The organism is Erwinia sp. TECH1 (assembly GCF_054057575.1).
In genome coordinates this window covers 2,391,404-2,411,662 of the sequence record NZ_JBSRZK010000001.1, presented here as the reverse complement: position 1 = coordinate 2,411,662, position 20,259 = coordinate 2,391,404, and the positions used below count along the sequence as shown (strand labels likewise).

Annotated in this window: 17 protein-coding genes; 11 read left to right on the top strand and 6 right to left on the bottom strand. The window is 52.3% G+C overall.

The window, feature by feature from the left end:
* Positions 1-147: 147 nt before the first annotated feature.
* The gene (locus tag ACVWZ0_RS11295) at positions 148-1,302 is read left to right on the top strand and encodes an amidohydrolase (RefSeq protein ID WP_253454146.1); all 1,155 of its coding nucleotides are present in this window, start codon (positions 148-150) and stop codon (positions 1,300-1,302) included.
* Between the two features lie 41 nt (positions 1,303-1,343).
* Here the strand turns inward: ACVWZ0_RS11295 and ACVWZ0_RS11290 are convergent, their stop codons facing one another.
* Positions 1,344-2,084 carry an HPP family protein gene (locus tag ACVWZ0_RS11290; RefSeq protein WP_253454148.1) on the bottom strand — a complete coding sequence of 247 codons (741 nt, stop codon included), beginning with the start codon at positions 2,082-2,084 and terminating at the stop codon, positions 1,344-1,346.
* Positions 2,085-2,418: 334 nt separating this feature from the next.
* Between ACVWZ0_RS11290 and ACVWZ0_RS11285 the strand changes: the two genes are divergently transcribed.
* The 7 genes from ACVWZ0_RS11285 (at position 2,419) to ACVWZ0_RS11255 (ending at position 11,810) form a co-directional block, all read left to right on the top strand.
* Positions 2,419-2,586 (top strand): hypothetical protein, encoded by a 168-nt coding sequence (locus ACVWZ0_RS11285; RefSeq protein ID WP_253454150.1) that lies wholly within the window; start codon positions 2,419-2,421, stop codon positions 2,584-2,586.
* Positions 2,587-2,755: 169 nt separating this feature from the next.
* A complete protein-coding gene (locus ACVWZ0_RS11280) occupies positions 2,756-4,537 on the top strand; it encodes an EAL domain-containing protein (RefSeq protein WP_253454151.1) in 1,782 nt (593 codons plus the stop codon).
* A 21-nt stretch (positions 4,538-4,558) separates the two neighbouring features.
* Positions 4,559-4,735 carry a DUF2256 domain-containing protein gene (locus ACVWZ0_RS11275; RefSeq protein ID WP_253454153.1) on the top strand — a complete coding sequence of 59 codons (177 nt, stop codon included), beginning with the start codon at positions 4,559-4,561 and terminating at the stop codon, positions 4,733-4,735.
* A 539-nt stretch (positions 4,736-5,274) separates the two neighbouring features.
* Positions 5,275-6,825, top strand: coding sequence for a pyridoxal phosphate-dependent decarboxylase family protein (locus ACVWZ0_RS11270; protein WP_253454155.1), 1,551 nt, complete (start codon positions 5,275-5,277; stop codon positions 6,823-6,825).
* A 10-nt stretch (positions 6,826-6,835) separates the two neighbouring features.
* The gene (locus ACVWZ0_RS11265; RefSeq protein WP_253454157.1) at positions 6,836-8,128 is read left to right on the top strand and encodes a lysine N(6)-hydroxylase/L-ornithine N(5)-oxygenase family protein; all 1,293 of its coding nucleotides are present in this window, start codon (positions 6,836-6,838) and stop codon (positions 8,126-8,128) included.
* Position 8,129: 1 nt separating this feature from the next.
* Positions 8,130-10,487: a GNAT family N-acetyltransferase gene (locus ACVWZ0_RS11260; protein ID WP_253454159.1), complete on the top strand. Its 2,358-nt coding sequence runs from the start codon at positions 8,130-8,132 to the stop codon at positions 10,485-10,487.
* Positions 10,488-10,577: 90 nt separating this feature from the next.
* Positions 10,578-11,810 (top strand): MFS transporter, encoded by a 1,233-nt coding sequence (locus ACVWZ0_RS11255; RefSeq protein ID WP_253454161.1) that lies wholly within the window; start codon positions 10,578-10,580, stop codon positions 11,808-11,810.
* 677 nt (positions 11,811-12,487) lie between these two features.
* Here ACVWZ0_RS11255 and ACVWZ0_RS11250 read toward each other — a convergent pair.
* The 4 genes from ACVWZ0_RS11250 to ACVWZ0_RS11235 all read right to left on the bottom strand — a co-directional run bounded on the left by ACVWZ0_RS11250 (position 12,488) and on the right by ACVWZ0_RS11235 (position 17,579).
* Positions 12,488-12,847 carry a DUF6404 family protein gene (locus tag ACVWZ0_RS11250; protein WP_253454162.1) on the bottom strand — a complete coding sequence of 120 codons (360 nt, stop codon included), beginning with the start codon at positions 12,845-12,847 and terminating at the stop codon, positions 12,488-12,490.
* Between the two features lie 318 nt (positions 12,848-13,165).
* Complete coding sequence (locus tag ACVWZ0_RS11245) at positions 13,166-14,104, bottom strand: ABC transporter substrate-binding protein (protein WP_253454164.1); 939 nt, start codon at positions 14,102-14,104, stop codon at positions 13,166-13,168.
* 1,973 nt (positions 14,105-16,077) lie between these two features.
* Positions 16,078-17,100 (bottom strand): LLM class flavin-dependent oxidoreductase, encoded by a 1,023-nt coding sequence (locus tag ACVWZ0_RS11240; protein WP_253454166.1) that lies wholly within the window; start codon positions 17,098-17,100, stop codon positions 16,078-16,080.
* Positions 17,101-17,186: 86 nt separating this feature from the next.
* A complete protein-coding gene (locus tag ACVWZ0_RS11235) occupies positions 17,187-17,579 on the bottom strand; it encodes a cupin domain-containing protein (RefSeq protein WP_253454168.1) in 393 nt (130 codons plus the stop codon).
* Positions 17,580-17,828: 249 nt separating this feature from the next.
* On the opposite strand from ACVWZ0_RS11235, the gene ACVWZ0_RS11230 reads away from it, so the two are divergent.
* Positions 17,829-18,614 carry an OBAP family protein gene (locus tag ACVWZ0_RS11230; protein ID WP_253454170.1) on the top strand — a complete coding sequence of 262 codons (786 nt, stop codon included), beginning with the start codon at positions 17,829-17,831 and terminating at the stop codon, positions 18,612-18,614.
* Positions 18,615-18,663: 49 nt separating this feature from the next.
* Here the strand turns inward: ACVWZ0_RS11230 and ACVWZ0_RS11225 are convergent, their stop codons facing one another.
* Positions 18,664-19,632, bottom strand: a complete 969-nt coding sequence (locus ACVWZ0_RS11225; protein WP_253454171.1) for an apurinic/apyrimidinic endonuclease family protein — start codon at positions 19,630-19,632, stop codon at positions 18,664-18,666.
* Here ACVWZ0_RS11225 and ACVWZ0_RS11220 point away from each other — a divergent pair.
* Together ACVWZ0_RS11220 and ACVWZ0_RS11215 are read left to right on the top strand one after the other, a co-directional pair.
* Positions 19,565-19,855, top strand: a complete 291-nt coding sequence (locus tag ACVWZ0_RS11220; protein ID WP_253461307.1) for a hypothetical protein — start codon at positions 19,565-19,567, stop codon at positions 19,853-19,855. The two genes, ACVWZ0_RS11225 and ACVWZ0_RS11220, sit on opposite strands and share 68 nt — an antisense overlap.
* 156 nt (positions 19,856-20,011) lie before the next feature.
* A complete protein-coding gene (locus ACVWZ0_RS11215) occupies positions 20,012-20,239 on the top strand; it encodes a helix-turn-helix domain-containing protein (protein ID WP_253454173.1) in 228 nt (75 codons plus the stop codon).
* The last annotated feature ends 20 nt before the right edge of the window (positions 20,240-20,259 follow it).

Here is a 20,259-nt window from a genome sequence, read left to right as displayed (position 1 = left end):
TGGCCAGCCTGACGGGGCGGCTGTTATCTCAGCCGGCGCGGCGCATTTTTAGCCGCTAAATAAGCGGCGCCGCAGCCTGGCGCGCCAGGGGCAACGCCATAAATGAAGTCCCGTCCTACAGAGTCGCTGGCTAACCGGGAGAGCATTATGACGCAACTTGTAAATTATCTGCACCAGGTACGCCACCATCTGCATCGATTCCCTGAACTTTCGGGTCAGGAAGTCGCCACCACGGCTTATCTGCGCGAGCAGCTGGCTAACCACGATATTACCGTGCTGGATCTGCCGCTGGCGACAGGCCTGGTTGCGGAAATTCGCGGCGATCGGCCAGGCCCGCTGGTGGTGGTACGCGGCGATATCGATGCTTTGCCGATTGAGGAACAGACCGACCTGGCTTTCCGCTCGCAAACGCCGGGCGTGATGCATGCCTGCGGCCATGATTTCCACGCTTCGGCAGTGCTGGGCGCGGCGATCCTGCTGCAGCAACAGTGCGACCAGCTGGCAGGAAGCGTGCGTATTCTGTTTCAGCCCGCCGAGGAAACCGGCCAGGGCGCGCCAGCCGTACTGGCGAGCGGCGCGCTGGATAAAGCCAGCGTCATTTTCGGCCTGCACAACGACCCAGGCCTGCCGGTCGGCGTGGTGGGTTGCAAAGCGGGCGCGCTGACCGCAGGCGTTGACCGTTTCGCCATCCGCATTACCGGCACGGGCAGCCACGCCGCGCGCCCGCATGAAGGCAACGATCCGATCGTGATTGCCGGCCAGCTGATTACCGCTCTGCAAACGCTGATCGCCCGCAATCTCCCCTCCGAGCAAAACGCCGTGGTTTCCGTAACGCAGATCCACAGCGGCACGACCTGGAACGTGATCCCGGCAGAGGCATGGCTGGAGGGCACGGTGCGCACCTTTAACGCCGAAAGCCGCGCCCTGCTCGAACGCCGCTTGCGCCAGCTGCTTAGCGGCCTGGCCGTCTCGTTTAATGCAGAACTCAGCCTGGACTGGCAGCCGGGGCCGCCTTCGGTTAGCAACGACGCGCGCTGGGCGGCTTTCGCGCTTGAACAGGCCAGCGCCAGCGGGCTGGAAGCGCGTACCGTTGCGGCCAGCCCGATAGGCGAAGATTTTGCTTTCTATCAGCAGCGGATCCCTGGCGCCTTTGTGATGGTCGGCTCCGGCGGCCCCTGGCCACTGCATCATCCTGAATTTCGCGTTGATGATAACGCCCTCTTTCCGGCGGCTCGTTATCTGGCCAGGCTGGCGTTTACGGCCGGCAAAACGCTGGCGGCAGAAGCGGGAGTGACAGCCTGAGAATTCAGCTCAGCCTGTCAAACAAAGAGGATGGCCGATGCTTAGCTTTTTCTTTCTGAAGCAGCCTGGTGGATCACCATTTTTCCTGCCTGGCGAGCTAACGCAATGTTTTCGGCCTGTTGTAACACCTGCTGTAGATCCTCTTCATCTATATCAAGGAACTCCCCTTTCATTAACGCTTCGTGCAGATCCTGCCGTGAAATGGCCACATCCATCTGTACGGGTTTTGGCAAGGTTTCAGCGGCAGAAAGCGTATGCGGGTAACGACGACCGATCAGATTATTGAAAAGGATGGCCACAAACGTCAGCGAGACTGAATTAAGCAGCACCGGGACAAAAGCGAAATGGTAGCCACTCATTCCTGCCGCGTGGCTGCCCATCACTGCAGTCAACGCTATTGCGCCGCCCGGGGGATGAAGACAGCGCAGCTTAAACATCAGCACCACGGACAGGCCAGCAGCGAGTGCAGCCCCAATCACGGGCTGTTCAATATAGTGCGCGACGGTCAGGCCGGTTAATGCTGATACAAAATTACCACCTATTACTGACCATGGCTGAGCCAGCGGGCTGTTAGATGCAGCAAACAGCAGAACGGCGGAGGCACCCATTGGCGCAATAAACCAGACGTTAACTTCGCCCAGCGTCCAGTGGCTGAACAGGCTGGCGAACAGCAAACCGGTGAAAGCCCCCAGGCTGGAAAGGATTATCTGGCGGGGTGCCACTACCACCGGGCGCGGCCAGAATCTTTTTATAAAATGCTTTATTTGAGAAATAGTTATCATGCAGGCGATATCTTATCTGATAAAAACGGCGCGCGAATAGTCTCTGAATTTACGGCGAAACACAATGCCCGATCTTTTGCCAATCCTCTGGCGTTCAGGGCCCTTGCTGGCCGCAGCGTAGGCGTCGCTGGGATCGACACTGGTCCCAAAACGATAACGATGTAATCAGAATTTGGCCTTATACTCCCAGCCTGGCCGGTTATTGATTAGCCTGATTGATAAAATTCCCTTTTTCCTTGGTTATTGTACGCATCTGCTATGCCTGACTTAGCGTGCCCTAAGGCCTGCCGGATGTACCCACAAAAAATAGAAAAATTACCCAGCCGGAGTCGCGGTGTTAAAAATGAATTTTATTGCCGGTAATGTTAAAATCACGGTAATTCTGGCATTTCCCAGAGCAAAAGCGCCTGCCTCAGATTTTAAATCAAACGGCATCTCTTTTTTTTCAATTGCCCGAGAAAAAAAGGAAAAGACACCTGTGATTCAATTGTTATATCGATAAGGCGTGATTTTTTCATTAAAGAAATTAAAAGTGACACACACCCCCTGTCAGGGCTATGATTTAAAGTAGATCTATTTTTTTGCGGCAATATACTTCTAAGTCGTTATATTTTCCCCGCTTTATTTTAATGCTTAATTTGCACCAGAGTCAGGCTGGCGCTGAGGCCCCAATGATTATAAACAGTGACAGCAATAACGGCCCTCGTCTCCGTGCATTACAGGCTCTCCTTAGCGCTGATGAAAGCAGGGATGAGGTGCTCAGGAAATTTGTTCAGCTTTCCAGCCAGACGCTGGGCATTCCGGGTAGCTTTATCTCCGTACTGGATGATGATACTCAGTACGTTCGCGCTTCCCACAATTTTTCCCTGTCACACTCTTCTCGCGAAGAGTCGCTGTGTCGTCACGTGGTAGACAGCGATAATCCGGTTGTGGTGCCTGATACCCTGCTCGATATTCGGTTTGCCACTCATTCTCTGGTCATCGGGGCGCCGTTTATCCGCTTTTACGCTGGCGTGCCGCTAAAAAATAGCGAAGGGATTGTGGTCGGCACGCTGTGCGTAACCGACACGAAGCCCCATCCTTTTAGCGCCAGCCAAATTACCACGCTCAGAATGCTGGCTGCCCTGGTGATCTCTTTCCTTGAAGCATTAAATTCCGCCAGTTTTACCGATCCGGTTACCGCTCTGCCTAATCGTCAGCGCCTTATCCAGGATCTGCAAAACCTGACCGCAGCAGAGAATCAGACGTCGCGTCGGTTAATCATTATTGACTGTATTGATATGCCTCGCGCCTGCGAACTTGCACGCTCAATGGGCATGGGGCCGGTAGAAAATCTGCTTAAAGATGTGGCGACGCTGCTGCCACTCCGTCTGAGGCTGGCAGCAGGTGACAGGCTTTATACGGTTGCCACCGGCCGTATTGCCCTGTTGACACGTCAGGGCAGCCACCTCAGCGCTGAGCGGGTCATCGAAAAGCTGGAGGGAATTAGCGTCGATCTGGGCGACGGTCTTGCTATCGCGCTAACAATTTTTACGGGCGAGACGGACTTTATTCCAGGGGAGGTCGCTGCCCAGGAGATACTCCGCCGCGCAGTCAGCGCGCTGCATGAAGCTATCGCACGCGGTTTGTCATCGCTCCATTTTGTTGAGGTGGTCAATGAACGGCATACGCAGGATCCTGCGCTGATCAGCGATCTGGCTTCTGCGCTGCGGGAAGGCCAGGGGCTATGGCTGGCCTGGCAGCCCAGAATTTGTCTGCACAGCGGTAAGCCTGTCGGGCTGGAGGCGCTTATCCGCTGGCGCCACCCCACTCGGGGCGAGCTCTCTCCTGCTTTTTTTGTCCCACAGGCTGAACAGGGGCAGTTATTATCCGTCCTGACGAACTGGATGACAGATCGCGTGATTAGCCGGCTGGCAAGACTGAAAAACAGCCATATTCAGTTACCGATAATCATTAATGTCAGCGCACGCGACTTCTCGCATAAAGGCTTTGCTACCATGCTGGAAAATAAAATGCTGAAAGAGAAACTGCCTAATGCCCTGCTCGGCATTGAATGCCTCGAAACCGAACGTATGCTTGAGAACCCGGCGGCACTGAGTGGGATGGAAATGTTAAAACTCAGGGGGTTTGGTATTTCACTGGATGATTTTGTCACAGGCTACCGCAATATCAGCTATCTGCGACGTATGCCACGTGATGCAATAAAAATCGATCGATCTTTGATCCGAAATATTTCCTCGGATACCTCTTCACGGATCATTTCCCGCAGTATTGTAACCATGCTGAAGGAGCTGGATTACACCGTACTGGTGGAGAATGGGGAGGCGGATACGGCGTTAACAGAATATGGCAGTAACCAGGAACAGGACTATTTTTATGCCAGGCCGTTGCCAGAGGCAGAGCTGGATCAGTGGCTGGAATGGCGGCTACGCGATCTGGGCAAGTCGTCTTAACCGGTAAAAGCGGATGAAAAAATGAAAGTATTTAAAGGCAATAAAAAAACGTTGCCGGTGCGTTTCTGCAAATATTGTAATAAGCCAATGACATGGCGTAAAAAATGGGAGAAGTGCTGGGACGAGGTGCAATATTGTTCTGAACGCTGCCGCCAACACGCGAAGCGCCCCCTCTCCCGCAAAGATGAACATTCCTGAACTCAGCTCAGCGGCTGCGAACGCGCTGACCGACTTCGTATCACCCGCTGGTTTTTTCCGTTTTCGCCCGATCGTTTAACACGCCGTTTTGCCTGGTGTATTTCGACAGTACCAGGCCGCGTTTGTCGCATGCTCTGTGCACTTATGCCCGAATTGTTCAAAACGGCCTTATCCCTCACCGTCCTTCCGGCCCTTCTCCTTCAGATTATTCCTAAGAAAAACCGTCTTTTACCGCCGCTTAATGTGATTTGCATCACACTTTTAGCATCAGATAGTGAGACGGGTGATTTGTACCGCCAAAAATGTTGAATGATAATGATTGTTATTTATAATCGCATTCAAACAAAAACCGTTAACAGTAATTTAACCTATGGGTTGCACGCGGGATATTGTCTTTACAACGAGTAAGCATGACTCCCTGTTTTTTTAAGGTGTTTCTCCTTTTTGCATCTCTTGATTTTTATTGGAATTTTCGAGCTGGTAATCCTGCCTGGTTAACGTCGGCAGAGTCTTTGCGTCTTAAAGTACAGGAACTAAATATGGTCTTACGCTCATTCGCTCAATCAGTCCCCTCTTCTGCTGTCGGTGATGTTAGCAGCCCTGAAAACTACATTTTCAATAACCAGCAGCTGCCTGCCTGGAATCAGCAAACCCAGGACGTGCTGGCGCTAATGTCCAGAACACTGGAGGCCGTTGAGAAGCCATTTAGCGGCATCCTTCCCCATGAGCTGGCCACAGCGTTCAGCGAGGTCGATTTGGATCGCCCGCTGGGCAGTAACGAAGAGGCGCTGGCAGAGCTTAGCCAGCTCTACCTCCGTGACGCTGTCTGGTTCCATCATCCTAAATACCTGGCGCATCTCAACTGTCCGCTGGTCATGCCTTCTCTTATGGCTGAGCAGATCATGGCCGCCGTAAACAGCTCGGTAGATACCTGGGATCAAAGCGCAGGCGGCACGCTGATTGAGCAAAAAGTTATTGACTGGACCCTGGACCGTATTGGCCTGCCTGCTGAATCGGATGGGATTTTTACCAGCGGCGGTACCCAGTCTAATTTGATGGCCATGCTTCTGGCACGAGACAGCTGGTGTGAAGCCCATCATCCCGGCCACCTTATTAAACAGCGGGGGCTGCCTGAAGATGCTGCTAAGTGGCGTGTATTCACTTCAAAACTCAGCCATTTCAGCATTCAAAAGTCGATGGCGATCCTTGGATTGGGTTATGACGCCGTTATCCCCGTTGATTACGATGCACATTACCGCATGGACGCGAAACAGCTTGAACAGGAGATCCTGCGCTGCCATGAACAGGGATTAATCCCGATTGCCGTTGTTGCAACCAGCGGCACCACCGATTTTGGCAGTATCGATCCGCTTCAGCAGATAGCGGACCTTTGCCAACATCACGGCTTATGGATGCATGTTGACGCTGCCTATGGCTGCGGCCTGCTGGTATCAGAAAATCATCGCCACCGCCTGAACGGTATTGAACAGGCCGACTCGGTGACCGTCGACTATCACAAATCGTTCTTTCAAAGCGTCAGCTGCGGCGCTTTCTTCGTGCGTAACCGCAAACATCTGAAGCACGTTACCCACCATGCTGATTACCTTAATCCGTTAAGCGCCCAGCAGGAAGGCACGCCAAACCTGGTCAATAAAAGCATTCAGACTACGCGTCGTTTCGATGCCCTGAAGATGTGGCTGACGCTGCGCATCATGGGGCCGCGCATGCTGGGCGAAGCTTTCGACAGCATTATCAACCTGACGCAAATCGCCCATCAGCTGCTGAACCAACATCCCGCTATCGAGGTGCTCCATGCGCCCGAGTTGACCACGCAGATTTTCCGCTACGTTCCCGAGTCAGCGATGAGCGAGGCACAAATTGATGACATTAATGTAGCGATTCGTAAGGCGCTGTTCCGTTCCGGAAATGCCGTCGTTGCCGGTACCAAAGTAGAAGGACGTCAGTATCTGAAATTTACCCTGTTAAATCCCACCACCACCCCTGCTGACCTCGAAGACGTGGTCAGCCTGATTGCGTATTACGGGCGGGAGCAGATGCGGCTTTCTCTATTGACCCCGGCAAACCAGTGAGAGCGTTAAAATGAATAAGACTGTTTACGATTTTATCGGTATTGGTATTGGCCCTTTCAACCTGGGGCTGGCCTGTCTTAGTGAACCGGTTGAAGGCCTGAACGGCTTCTTCCTCGATCGGAATCCGGGATTTGACTGGCACACCGGCATGATGCTGGAAAACGCGCATTTGCAAACGCCCTTTATGGCCGATCTGGTGACCCTGGCCGATCCTACCAGCCCTTACAGTTTGCTTAACTACATGAAGGAAAAAGGAAAGATATACTCATTCTATATTCGGGAAGACTTCTTCCTGATGCGCAAAGAGTATAATCAGTACTGCCAGTGGGCCTGTTCGCGACTCAGCAATCTGCGCTGGAATACGCATGTTGATTATGTCAGCTACGACGAAGAAACGGGCGCCTACCGTATTTCCGCCACCGATACCCGCAGCGGCACACGGCATGAATGGTTCGCGCGCCGTCTGATCCTTGGCACGGGCCCTACCGCCTGGTTACCCGAATGTAGTATTCCGCACCGCCAGCGCCTTACGCATTCCAGCGAATATCTGCTGAACAAAGCAGAGCTGCAGAAAAAACGTTCGATAACCGTGTTGGGCAGCGGACAGAGCGCCGCAGAAATTTATTACGATCTGCTCACTGAAATCGATCGCTTTGGTTACCAGCTCAACTGGATCACCCGCGCGCCGCGTTTTTATCCGCTGGAATATACCAAACTGACGCTGGAGATGACCTCGCCTGAATGGGTGGACTATTTCCATGATTTGCCGCCGGGCAAGCGCGACGAACTGAATGCCCGCCATAAGAACCTCTATAAAGGTATCAACAGCAGTCTTATCAACGACATTTACGATCTGCTGTACATCAAGCAGCTTGACGGCGAACTGGACGTGAATCTGTTTACCCACTCGGCGCTGACGGATATGCGCTGGCTGCCGCAGGGAGAATTCGAACTATCGCTGCATCAGCAGGAGCAGGATTGCACATTTACCCGGCGCACCGAAGGGTTGGTTGTGGCTACCGGCTATCAGTATCGTCCGCCAGCGTTTCTTGAAGGCGTGACTCAGCGTCTGCGCTGGGATGAAAAGGGTCGTTATGATGTTCAGCGCAACTACAGTATCGATAAGCATAACCAGATCTTTGTGCAGAACGCCGAGCTTCATACCCATGGGTTCGTAACGCCCGATCTGGGTATGGCCTGCTATCGCAACTCGGTTTTGCTGCGTGAGCTGACCGGGCGAGAAGTCTATCCGATCGAACGGCAAATTGCCTTCCAGACCTTTCCTGCACAAACGGAGCGATAACATGTCATCGCCTACAATTTTTAGCGCCGACCGTCCGGCCGGCACGTTCAGCCTCCGGCCTATGCGCGCAGAAGACGCTGTGTTGATCCATAGCTGGGTTACGCGTGAATATGCGCGCTTCTGGGGGATGCAGACACATAGCCCTGAGCAGGTTGCCGCTTTTTACCAGGATTTAACGTCCTTCGATCCGCACGCAGCGCTGATCGGCTGTTGCGACGATCGGCCTGTGTTCCTGATCGAATGCTACCGCGCCAGCGACGATGAGGTAGGTAAGTTTTATCCTGCCGCGCCGGACGACTATGGCATGCATATTTTGATCGCCCCTGCCAGCCAGCCGGTCAGGGATTTCAGCTGGCAGGTTTTCACCCTGGTGATGGATTACATGTTCAGCCGACCGGAAGTGAACCGCGTAGTGGTTGAGCCAGACGTACGTAACGACAAAATTCATGTGCTAAACAAGCGTGCGGGTTTTCGTTATCAGCAAACCATTGATATGGGACACAAAACGGCCTGGCTGGCCTTTTGCCAGCGGGAAGATTACCAACACGCTCTACTGCAGGAACAGCTGAATATGACCACTGAAACGACCTCACTGCTGAACGGCGCTCATCTGACGTGCGATAACTGGACCCAGGCTAACCGTTTGCTGATCCGCAAAGCTATTGCCGAATTTGCTCATGAAAAAATCGTAACGCCTGTTGAAACGGGTGATTGCCGCTATATGTTGTCCGTACCGGGAAGCGAATTAACTTATCATTTCCGGGCGATGCGCCTTGCGCTGGATCATTGGGAAATTGAGGTTGAGTCGCTGAGCAAACAGGAGAATGGTCGTGCTCTGCCGCTGGATGCGCTGCAGTTTATCGTTGAGTTTAACCAACAGATTGGCATCCCACAGGCGCTGCTGGCAACATATATGGAAGAGATTAGCAGCACGCTGTGCAGCAGCGTTTTCAAGCTACAAAAAAACCAGCCTGACAGTCAGGCGCTGGTAAAAGCGGATTTCCAGACTGTTGAAGCCTCCATGACCGAAGGTCATCCCTGCTTTGTTGCCAACAATGGCCGTATTGGCTTTGATGCCCGTGACTATCTTGCTTTTGCGCCAGAGGCCGCTACGCCTGTCAGGCTTACCTGGGTAGCGGTTCACCAACGCAATGCCCATTTCTCCAGCCTGAGCAACCTGAGCTACGAGCAGCTGATGCGCGATGAGCTGGGGGAAAAAACCGTGGAGCACTTTACCCAGCAACTGATTAAAAAAGGGCTGTCGGCTGATGAATACATTTTCATGCCCGTTCATCCATGGCAGTGGCAAAACAAGTTGCTGACCGTTTTTGCGGCAGATATTGCGAATAACGATATTGTCTATCTGGGCAGCGGCGACGATAGCTATCAGGCCCAGCAGTCTATTCGCACTTTCTTTAATCGCAGCCAGCCCGGCAAACGTTATGTTAAAACGGCTTTGTCCGTGCTTAATATGGGTTTTATGCGCGGCCTGTCGCCTTACTATATGGCTACCACGCCAGCGATTAACGAGTGGCTGGAAAAGCTGGTTGTCGGTGATGCATGGCTGCAACGCTGCGATTTTCGCATCCTGCGTGAAGTGGCGGCAGTGGGTTATCACAACCGCTATTACGAGCAGGCTATCAAGGGCGATTCCGCTTATAAAAAGATGTTTGCCGCGCTGTGGAGGGATAACCCGGCCGCCAGCCTGAAGCCCGGCCAGCGTCTGATGACTATGGCGTCTTTCCTGCACAGAGACCATCATCAGCAAGCCCTGCTGCCGGCACTGATAGCCGATTCCGGTTTACCGGCTAAAGAGTGGGTATCACGCTATCTGACCTGCTATCTCAGCCCCCTTCTGCACTGCTTTTATCAGTACGATTTGGTATTTATGCCGCACGGCGAAAACCTGATTATGCTGTTAGAAAACAATGTTCCGGTTAGCGCCTGTATGAAAGATATCGGCGAAGAAATTGCCGTAATGGATCCCGATGCGGTTCTCCCTGACAAGGTACAGAGACTGGCGGTGGACGTGCCGGAAAACCTCAAACTGTTATCGATCTTTACGGATGTTTTTGACTGCATCTTCCGCTTTATCAGTGCGATCCTGCATGAATCGGGCACCTTGCCGGAGGAAGAATTCTGGCAGGCAGTGGCACAGTGCGTTAAAGACTATCAACAGGCACATCCTCAATTCGCAGAGAAATTTTCTCGCTACGACATGTTTGCGCCGGAGTTTACCCGCTCCTGTCTGAATCGTCTGCAGCTGGCAAATAATCAACAGATGATCAATCTCTCCGATCCGGCTGAAAATCTTAAATTTGCCGGAACGCTGATCAACCCGATAGCGCGCTGGCGTTAACGACCCCATTGTTTGCCTTAACAAAAGCTTTACTGACGCGACCGCTCTGGCGGCCGCGTTTTCCTTTTTTTATTCCGGGACAGTATACAGATGGCTCTTTATCACCCCCTATCGCAGTTGACTCGCCGACACCTGATTTTCCCGCTGTCGCTGGTGTTATTTGAGTTTGCAACCTATATAGCCCACGACATGATCCAGCCCGGCATGCTGCTGGTCACCCAAGAATTTGCCGTCGGCCCTGAGTGGGTCTCCACCTCACTGACTGCCTATCTTATCGGAGGCCTGATGCTGCAATGGCTGCTCGGGCCGCTTTCCGATCGGGTTGGGCGCCGTCCGGTATTACTCTCCGGCGTGGCTTTTTTTATGCTCACCTGTGTGGCTACGCATTGGGTACAAAGCATTGAACAATTTGTGTTACTGCGCTTTCTGCAGGGAATTAGCCTGTGTTTTATCGGCTCGGTCGGCTACGCCGCCGTACAGGAAGCGTTTAATGAATCACTCAGCGTGAAGATAATGGCATTGATGGCAAACGTCGCTTTACTGGCGCCGTTAGCCGGGCCGCTGGCAGGCGCTGCTTTTCTCTCGGTGGGCGACTGGCGCACTATGTTCTGGCTGTTTGGCGGCCTGTCGGCGATTGCGCTGGTCGGACTGTGGCAGGCTATGCCTGAAACCGCTGGCGACAAAGGAACACCGCTCTCGCTGAAGTCGATTGGTAAAGGCTATTTTGCGCTTCTGCAAGATCGTCAGGTGATGAGCGGATCCCTGGCAATAGGGTTAGTGACTATCCCTTGTCTTTCGTGGGTGGCTTTATCACCAGTGATCCTTATTCATGATAGCGGGCTTAGCCGCATGGGGTATGCGCTGCTGCAACTGCCGGTCTTTATGGCCATGATTGCCGGCAATTTCACGCTAAGCCGACTTGCCAGCCGTGTATCTATTGCGCAGCCGCTGCGCCTGGGTGCCTGGCCTGTCGTCAGCGGGTTAGCCATGGCGGCGGTCGCCACCACCCTTAACGAGCACAGCTACCTGTGGCTGACGGCCGGGCTAAGCATTTACGGTTTCGGGACTGGTCTGGTCAGCGCCGGGCTTTACCGCATGACGCTGTTTTCCAGCAGCGCCGGAAAAGGAAGCGTGGCGGCAATGGTTGGCATGGTCACTATCCTGGTTTTTGCTCTGGGAATTGAAGCCGCAAAGGCCTCTTACTTCAGCGTCGGCAGCCGAGGATTCAGTCTGGTAAACCTTACCTGCGGCCTGCTGTGGCTGGGGCTGGTACTGGCATTTCTCCGCGAAAATCAGCGTCGACAGTCGGTGGTTCGCCCGTAATAAATACCGGCAACGGCGCGGCTTTCTCAACCTTCCCGCCGGTTGCCAGGACGAATCGATCGGCGCTTTGTTCGGGATCGACCAGAGCAAAGTGCCGATCGCCTGGGCATCGCCGCATAAAATAAAATCGCTTTTCACGTGTAGCCAAAGCGTTGCGATATTCGTTAACGGCGTCATTCTGAACACATACAGCTGCGATCCTTTCTTACTAAATTCATATAATGGGCATTATATGAATCCAGAAAAAGCAGGCGATCCGCCTGAAGAAGAACAATGGGATCCAGGGCGATCGGGGTCGGGCTATTTTATAAACATCAGGATCGATAAAAACGATCGCGCTATGTAAATTCTGCAGCATATTACCCCTGCACATCCCACAGAATTCACGTAGCGCAACCAGATTAGAATTGCCGAAAAAATGTACGGTTCAGGACAGATCCGTCATCGAAACGCCGATAATTTAATCAGGGCAACAAAGCTTCCCCGCCGGTGTCGTTTGAACAGGACGGCTGGGAAAGCATTTTCAGGAAGGCGATTTTTGATGAGCCGTTCGCGAGTACGGCCTGACAGAGGAAAATAAATGAGGCTCAGCCGGGCAAAAATGCTGGGGGAACGCGATGCGCCCTGTCGCCTGGATTTGGCGGAAAGGCGCAATCACGCTTCCCTCACCCACGCCGCTATATCTGTTCCCATTCAGGCAGGTGGTTAGCTTTCTTTCGCCACAGCTGAAAAACGGACATCACAAGGCTAAACAACAGGCCTGCGCTCAGTATGGTTATGGAAGCAGAGAGTAAATCCACATACTGTGCTTTCCAGAACACAAACCACATCACGATCCCCCAGAATGGCGTATAGACAATCGTAAAGCTGAATAGATTAGTCATGAAAGGCGATAAAGGCGGCGGCGCCACCTCGAAGCCAAGGTTCCACAAAAGACGATGGCACGGCGGAGCGTAAGTGCTGTGCCACATCCCTTTCGCCCTCATCATTGCAAAGGCACGCCTTTTTTTTCCATCGAAAATCGGGGAGCTTTTCATAATAAATCCCTGGAATTTTTGTTGTTATTTGAGTGTAACAGTTTCCGAAAGGAATGATTTCTTATTAGCACCGTTTTACTGAAACAGACAGTTAAACCATGTCAAAAGGCATAACGCCGGAGAATATCGCGTACTCAGCGGGCTGGCAGCCGACACAATGTGCATCAGGGAGGATGATTTACCGCGGATGACAGGAATTTATCAGTATAAGCGTGAAACCATTAAAGCGCCCGTTCAGGCACTATGATTATTACGCTGTTTACTGCTCCGCACCATGCCACGGCAGAAGTAAGCACCGGCCGAAAAATATCGGCAAGCTTAACGCTGACCGGCCTCTACGGTTATGCCCCGATAAAAGGTCGGCTCAACCCGTAGCGGCCTGGCGATCAGCCCCTGCTGCTGATAAAAATCGGCCGTTGCCTGCTGCTGAGCCACCGTTTGGGGATCGATAGCCTGCCAGTGTGCTTTCCTGCGGCTGAATGAGAGTTTTACCGCCTGCTGAGGAAAACCGATAATATGGGCCAGCGTTGCCGAATAGCCGTCAATATTGTTGTAGGCCAGCTGCTCAGCATGGGCCAGAAGATTCACATACTGCTGTAATGCCTGGCGTTTTTCCGCATTGCCGAGCGCGCTGTCGGTAGCAGCCAGAAAACTGTTACCTGCGATCAATCCCTGGCCATTAACCAGTACGCGGCCGATGCCGGAGGTTTCCGCCAGCGCGGTATAAGGATCCCACGTTGCCCAGGCATCTATCGCGCCGCTGGCCAGGGCGATTTTCGCGTCGCCAGGCGTAAGATAACGAAAGCGCACGTCTTCTGCCTTAATCCCTGCCTGTGCCAGCGCTTTCAACGCCACGAAATGGCCAATAGAGCCTCGCCCCGTTCCGATACTTTTTCCTTTAAGATCGGCCGCGCTGTGCAGCGTAGAATCCTTATTAACCACGATAGCTGTTCCAATTGGGTCAGATTTATCTACGGCGATAGCCTTGACCTGCGAGCCAGCCGCTATGGAAAATAACAGCGGCGCGTCGCCGATAATACCTGCATCTACCGCGCCGGCATTAAGCGCTTCCGCCAGCGGCGCGGCGGCCGGGAATTCCGCCCATTCAATATGGAAAGGCAGGTTTTTAAGCAAGCCGGAGGCCTCAAGCTGCGCGCGCATATTGCCTTTCTGATCGGCAATTCTTAATGTAGTCACGCCATCAGCATAAACCGACCCGCTTACGGCCAATGCCAGCAATACTATTAAATTTTTCATCTCGCCTTTTTCCCTGTCAGAAATTGTTCTAAGTATTTACCTAAGCCAAAATAAGATTAATCCCGCAGAGTACCGATACGCCGCGCAAAAAATCTTATTCTCACTGCCAGATTCAGATGAAAGCATCTTATTTTTTTTTGCCTGATAAATCCGACCGAAACTTATAACAATACTTCCATTACATTACTGAATAATAACTTTTATCAAAATTTACCTACGATAAGGTGCCGCTCCCCAGGCTCATCCTGGGCGTATGCACAAATCGTAAAAAGTCAGCTATAGCTATTTTATCCATATGCGGGGCGTTTTGGAGTAGTAAAGCTTTCTCAAGAAGGCTTTAAGTGCATTTAGCCATTAAATTCAAAAAGATACCATAAACAATGCCATACTTATCAACTGGTCGAATTTTCGACCACACCATACGCTTGCTGGCCACTGTTATCCACAGAAAATGGGGATTACCTGTGCATAAAAAAGTATAAATCGCTCTGAAAAGCGCTACCGTTGCGGTGAAACGCCCTAATTCTGTTGATAATTTTTGCGAAACGCCGCTTCAGGCGTAAAAAATGAGCCATCGCCAGGCAGCAAAAGTTCAGGGAGAAAGAGAAAGCGGCCATGCAGGCGCTGTGCCTGACGCTCGGGCGATTTATCTACAGCAATAAAAAACGCTGTAGCCAGCGGCCATCCAGTAGTTCGCCTTGAAGTTTTCCCTGGCTCAGCCTGATAAAAGCGCAGCATACGGCTAAAAATGAACTACTTTGTTTTATTAGCCAACCGGCCGCAGGCTGTAAAACCACCATTACTTACCAATAAGTGATCATTCCTTTTTTTACGGGCTATGTTACAGGAAGGATTATCTTCAAATAAAAGGTGTTAAGATTTCATTTTACTGAGAAAGGCTAATGAAAATAAAATTTGAAAAGTCGTTTATAAGCGCAGATAAAATAAGCGTAGCAGGAAACTTCTTATGCTTTTAATCAACTGCAACGCTGTTTCTTATTTACCACCTACGTGGCGATCTTCATTGCAGCGTCTTTAAATTCCACCGCTTTATTAATCAGCGTGGTTTATGCATGAGGTGATATTTTTTTACTACGAAAATTTTTCTCACAACTAAAATACTCCGATAAGATAGTTTTCTGTTACGGTAGCCGCTCTTTTCTTATAGAAATTATTTCCCGTGAATGACGCTAAATGATTTTTCCGATGATTTACGATCCCTGTCAGACAGCCTCTTTTGCTGGATGGCATCCCCTCTGATCACCTCCCTAAACCTGGTTAACATCTTGCTGTCGCGCGCGTTCTCTCCCCTGCCCTGTCCTTAAGGATCCTTCAGGCTTGTCCGTCAGGAAGGCTTATGGGTAAGCAAAAGAAGTGCATTAAGCCTCTGCTAAGCGCCTGCTGCTCGGTGTCTATTTGAGGTTATTGATATTGAAAATAAATGTATGTTGTAACTATTTTAGGTAACTCAGCCAGCTTACAAACCATAAGATGAACCGGCAAAGCAGAAAGGCACGCTCTGTAGCGGCTAAAAGCCGTACGCCGGAATTGCCGGTTTTCGATGGAAAAAGCGCGCCTTTGAAAGGATGAGAGCGAAAAGGATGTGGCACAGCACTTAGCAACAAGGTTGTATTGCGCGTAATACGGTAGAGAAGTGCCATACAGGCGAGACAGAAGGGAAAACGTTATGTCCCATCGTTTACTGAGAAAGTTCGGCATTGGGTTGATTTTATTTTGCCCGGCTCATGTGCCACCGGCTATTTATTATTCTTTGGATATCTGTCTTTAACTATTACCTTCCCTGCCAGGTTTAAGCGAAAAAATTTTGTGATACAGCCATTGGCATAGCTGAAATACGTTTAAATGGAGGTGCTGACCTTCGTCACAGCCAGCACCTTTTCTGCGCTTAACAGGATTACTTTTCCGTCGCTGACAGCGCTGCCTTTAACCGGCCAGGTTGCCCTGGCTCATTGCTACCGCCAACCCAGCTCCGGGGCGACATATTTAAGGATTGCTTCCAGCATATGCGTGCAATATGCCACGCCAAGCTGATTAGGGATGGTCAGCAGCAACGTATCCGCCTCGGCAATCGCTTCATCCTTCGCCAGCTGGGCAATCAGCTTCTCCGGTTCGGCGGCATAGCTGCGCCCGAAGATGGCACGCGTTTTTTCATCCAGGTAGCCAATCTGATCGCCACCCTGCCCGCTGCTGCCAAACCAGGCACGATCCTGTTCGCTGACCAACGCAAAAATACTGCGGCTGACCGAAACGCGCGGTTCGCGCTGATGACCCGCTTCCCGCCAGGCGGCGCGATAGGCACGGATCTGTTTTGCCTGCTGAATATGGAAAGGCTCGCCGGTTTCGTCATCTTTTAGCGTCGAGCTTTGCAGGTTCATCCCCAGCTTCGCGGCCCAAACCGCCGTGGCGTCCGAACCCGACCCCCACCAGATCCGTTCACGCAGCCCGGAGGAAAAAGGTTCAGGCCGCAGCAGTCCCGGCGGATTAGGAAACATCGGCTGCGGATTAGGTTTTGCAAACCCTTCGCCCTTCAACACTTCCAGCAGCGCCTCGGTATGGCGCCGCCCCATATCAGCATCGCTTTCGCCCTCCTGCGGGCCATAGCCAAAGTAGCGCCAGCCTTCAATGACCTGTTCCGGTGAGCCGCGGCTGAGGCCCAACTGCAAACGCCCGCCGCTGATTAAATCGGCCACGCCGGCGTCTTCCGCCATATAAAGCGGGTTCTCGTAGCGCATATCAATAACGCCGGTACCAATTTCAATTTTATTGGTACGGGCCGCAACGGCCGCCAGCAGCGGAAACGGCGCGCTAAGCTGGCGGGCAAAGTGGTGCACGCGAAAATAGGCGCCGTCGGCGCCCAGCTCTTCTGCGGCTACCGCCAGATCGATAGATTGCAGCAGCGCATCTGCCGCCGATCGGGTGGCCGACTGTGCAGAGGGCGTCCAGTGACCGAAAGAGAGAAACCCAATTTTTTTCATAGCATAATGACCTTTAGCGGCGCGCATCTGGCGCGTTGAAACCGTCATACTAACGCTGAAGCCTGGGCTTGTCTGCCGTCAACCGGTTAAAACTCCGCAGGCTCGCCGGGCAACGGCTCCGACAGCGGCTGTCCCTCTGCGCCCGCGTAGAAGATCACCAGCTCAGCGGCTTCGTCGGTGGTATAGCCGCGATGAATATCGCCCGTTGCCTCATTCAGCGCTTCGCCAGCCTTTACCTGATGCGTTCTGCCGCTCTCTTTATCTTCAATGGTCAGCTGGCCAGAGAGCAAATAAGCCATATTTGGCATCGGATGCGAATGCCAGGGCAGCGACGTATGCGGCGGAATAGTCATCTTCATTACCGTAAGCTGGGGTTTACCGGCGGGATAAGCGGTATAGGGCGTACCGTTCCAGGCTTCGCTGGTTTGAAGCAGTTCGGTCGTCTGGATCGTTGCTGAATCATTCTTTTGGTCAGTCAAGGTGGCCTCCTTTATAAAATAGCGTCCTCCTGTTTAACTTAGTAGAAGATCGGCCGCCGTGTCACAAAGGAGATGCCGCGCGCTGATTTCAGGCAGAAAAGTGGCGGGTAAAGGACGCCGGGCCTCACGCTGGTGAAGAAACATTGCCGGAACAACGACGTTGCGAAATGACCGTTACCTGCCAGGCTTTTACTGACATTTTGTATCAGCATTAAACAATTTCAGACACTTTCAAGTTACGGAGACAAAATGAAAGGAACCCTGCCTCTGATCGCCCTGCTGCTGTGCGGCTGCGGCGCGCACAATTCGCCCTCGCAAGTTAACAGCCCTGGCGCCCCGACCTCGACGGAAAAAAAGCTGCTGGATACCGGCGCGGCAGCGATGCAGTCCCGCCCGCCCATTGACGCTATTAACGCTTATCTGGACGGCTTTCATTTCTATAACGGCGACCACAATGGACAGATGGAGGCGCACCATTACGTCACCATTCTCAACGACGACGTGATGCAGGCGGTAATTTACGATGGCAACACGCGCGACGCCAAGCTGATGGGCGTGGAATATATTATCAGCGAAAGACTGTTTAAAACGCTGCCGCCGGAAGAGAAAAAGTATTGGCACAGCCATCAGTATGAGGTGAAATCCGGCACGCTGATCGCGCCTGGCCTGCCGCCGCTGGCGGAAAAAGCGCTGATGTCGCGTATCGTTAATACCTACGGCAAAACCTGGCATACCTGGCATACCGATCGTGATAAAACGCTGCCGTTGGGCATTCCGGCGCTGATGATGGGCTTTACCGCCGACGGCCAGATGGATCCGCGTTTGCTGATCGATCGCGACAAAAGATTCGACGTGGACACGAAGAAAATCAGAGAGTCACGCAAAGATATCATTGCGCATCCGGCAGCGGCAGGCGCCAACGCCTGGGAACATGGCGATACCGTCCAGCTGAAAAGCGTCAAGGGCGGCGGCGATATTGCTCATGGCGAAACCCATTTTACCACCTCAGAGCAGACCCGCAGCGGCAAGCTCTAGGCAAGGCGGGAAACGGAACATGTGCGCCATCGCGCATGTTCCGCGCTCGCTAATCCTGTTCTTTGTCCTGCCCTGCGTAGTTAAACAGCCGATCCCTCGCCAGGTTCTTCATTTTCACTTCGCACATGATATCGAACTCTTTGAACGATAAAGCCCAGTCGTTCAGCGTATCGTTAAAATAATAGTCGGAGTGCGCCCGCAGCTTAGTTCTTGCCACGCCTAACTCTTCCTGATTTGGCCAGCCGTGTGGCGGAATGATACCTTCCTGCGAAATCGAATAGTGCAGCACCGGCCTGACACCGCGCCAGGAGGCTTTAATCTGCGCGATACGCGGATCGTCGGGCTGGATAAATTCGTTCTCTTTTACCCAATGGTGATGAATATCCAGCACGATGGGACAGAGCTCTTTCGCCTGAAGCACGTCATCCAGCGAACAGGAAATCTCATCGTTTTCCACCGTCAGCATGTTTTTCGCTTCCGGGCTGAGGCGGTGAAACGCGGTTTGAAATCCCTCAAAACCGCCCTTGCCGTTCATATGGATATTGATTTTAAAATCCTGGAAGGTTTTGCCATAGCCCATCAGCTTCGCGCACAGCGTGTGATATTCCACGTCTTCAATGGCGCGTTCCACCACCAGTGGATTATCTGACGCCAGCACGGAATATTGTCCCGGATGAAAAGAGAGGCGGATATGATGGGCCCGGGCGAAATCGCCGCATTTCGCCAGCGCCGAATGCAGTTCCGGTAAATAGTCCTGATACAGCTCGTTCGCTTCCGGCACCGTAAACAGAGGCAGCAGATCGCTTCCCAGCCGCATCATACGTAGCGCTTCCGGCTCTTTCGCCAGCGCTTCCAGCGTCAGGTAAAGATTGCTGAGATTATGCTGCGATATTTCGCTGATTAGCGCCAGCCGCGCTGCTTTATCCAGGCTCAAAAATCGGGTGCGCGTGGTGGCTCTTAATGGAAAAGGCTGTTTTGCCTCAGCATTAAAATATTTACAAGCAAAGCCCAGTTTCATGATTACTCCTGTTGAGACACCAGAACTGAGTGTAACAACTCAGGAAGAATTGTGGGGCGGCAGGCTGCCAGCCGCGCGGTTTTTCAACAATATTAGGAAAGCAGGAACGCCAGAAGGAGCATTAATAAGCAAGTCGCTGCCCAACCTGCCGTCTGATTCACTGTTACGGCATTCTGAAACCGACTGTCAGCCGGATCTCGACCGCAATGGCAAGCAGCATTAAAAATTATCAAGGCGGAGAACAGGCAATAGTAGCGGCCCGGCCAGGCAGATGGCAAACACCAGGAATAGTCTTAAATGAAATTTAATGCTGTTAAATCAGAATGTTGTTATATAGATTCAGGATGGATCCCAGCCTGAATTTGCCGGAGAAAACACTTTGCATGACGGTCTGTTAATTAGCGTCGGCGAACGGGTACGTCTGTTCCGCAAACGCAAGCAGCTAAGTCAGATTGCCCTGAGCGAGCGTAGCGGCATCGATCGTACTTATCTTAGCGATATTGAAAACGGCAAGCGTAATATCAGTTTGCTTACTCTGAATAATCTGGCTCTGGCGCTCGATGTGCCGATTGAAATGCTGGTTTCTCGCCCGCCAGTGACGCTTTAATAACCAACACGCCTGCGCCA

Bases quoted from the DNA above. Each gene is read 5' to 3' on its own strand.
- ACVWZ0_RS11295 (WP_253454146.1), top strand. From the start codon at position 148: ATGACGCAACTTGTAAATTATCTGCACCAGGTACGCCACCATCTGCAT.
- ACVWZ0_RS11290 (WP_253454148.1), bottom strand. From the start codon at position 2,084: ATGATAACTATTTCTCAAATAAAGCATTTTATAAAAAGATTCTGGCCG.
- ACVWZ0_RS11280 (WP_253454151.1), top strand. From the start codon at position 2,756: ATGATTATAAACAGTGACAGCAATAACGGCCCTCGTCTCCGTGCATTA.
- ACVWZ0_RS11275 (WP_253454153.1), top strand. From the start codon at position 4,559: ATGAAAGTATTTAAAGGCAATAAAAAAACGTTGCCGGTGCGTTTCTGC.
- ACVWZ0_RS11270 (WP_253454155.1), top strand. From the start codon at position 5,275: ATGGTCTTACGCTCATTCGCTCAATCAGTCCCCTCTTCTGCTGTCGGT.
- ACVWZ0_RS11265 (WP_253454157.1), top strand. From the start codon at position 6,836: ATGAATAAGACTGTTTACGATTTTATCGGTATTGGTATTGGCCCTTTC.
- ACVWZ0_RS11260 (WP_253454159.1), top strand. From the start codon at position 8,130: ATGTCATCGCCTACAATTTTTAGCGCCGACCGTCCGGCCGGCACGTTC.
- ACVWZ0_RS11255 (WP_253454161.1), top strand. From the start codon at position 10,578: ATGGCTCTTTATCACCCCCTATCGCAGTTGACTCGCCGACACCTGATT.
- ACVWZ0_RS11250 (WP_253454162.1), bottom strand. From the start codon at position 12,847: ATGAAAAGCTCCCCGATTTTCGATGGAAAAAAAAGGCGTGCCTTTGCA.
- ACVWZ0_RS11245 (WP_253454164.1), bottom strand. From the start codon at position 14,104: ATGAAAAATTTAATAGTATTGCTGGCATTGGCCGTAAGCGGGTCGGTT.
- ACVWZ0_RS11240 (WP_253454166.1), bottom strand. From the start codon at position 17,100: ATGAAAAAAATTGGGTTTCTCTCTTTCGGTCACTGGACGCCCTCTGCA.
- ACVWZ0_RS11230 (WP_253454170.1), top strand. From the start codon at position 17,829: ATGAAAGGAACCCTGCCTCTGATCGCCCTGCTGCTGTGCGGCTGCGGC.
- ACVWZ0_RS11225 (WP_253454171.1), bottom strand. From the start codon at position 19,632: ATGAAACTGGGCTTTGCTTGTAAATATTTTAATGCTGAGGCAAAACAG.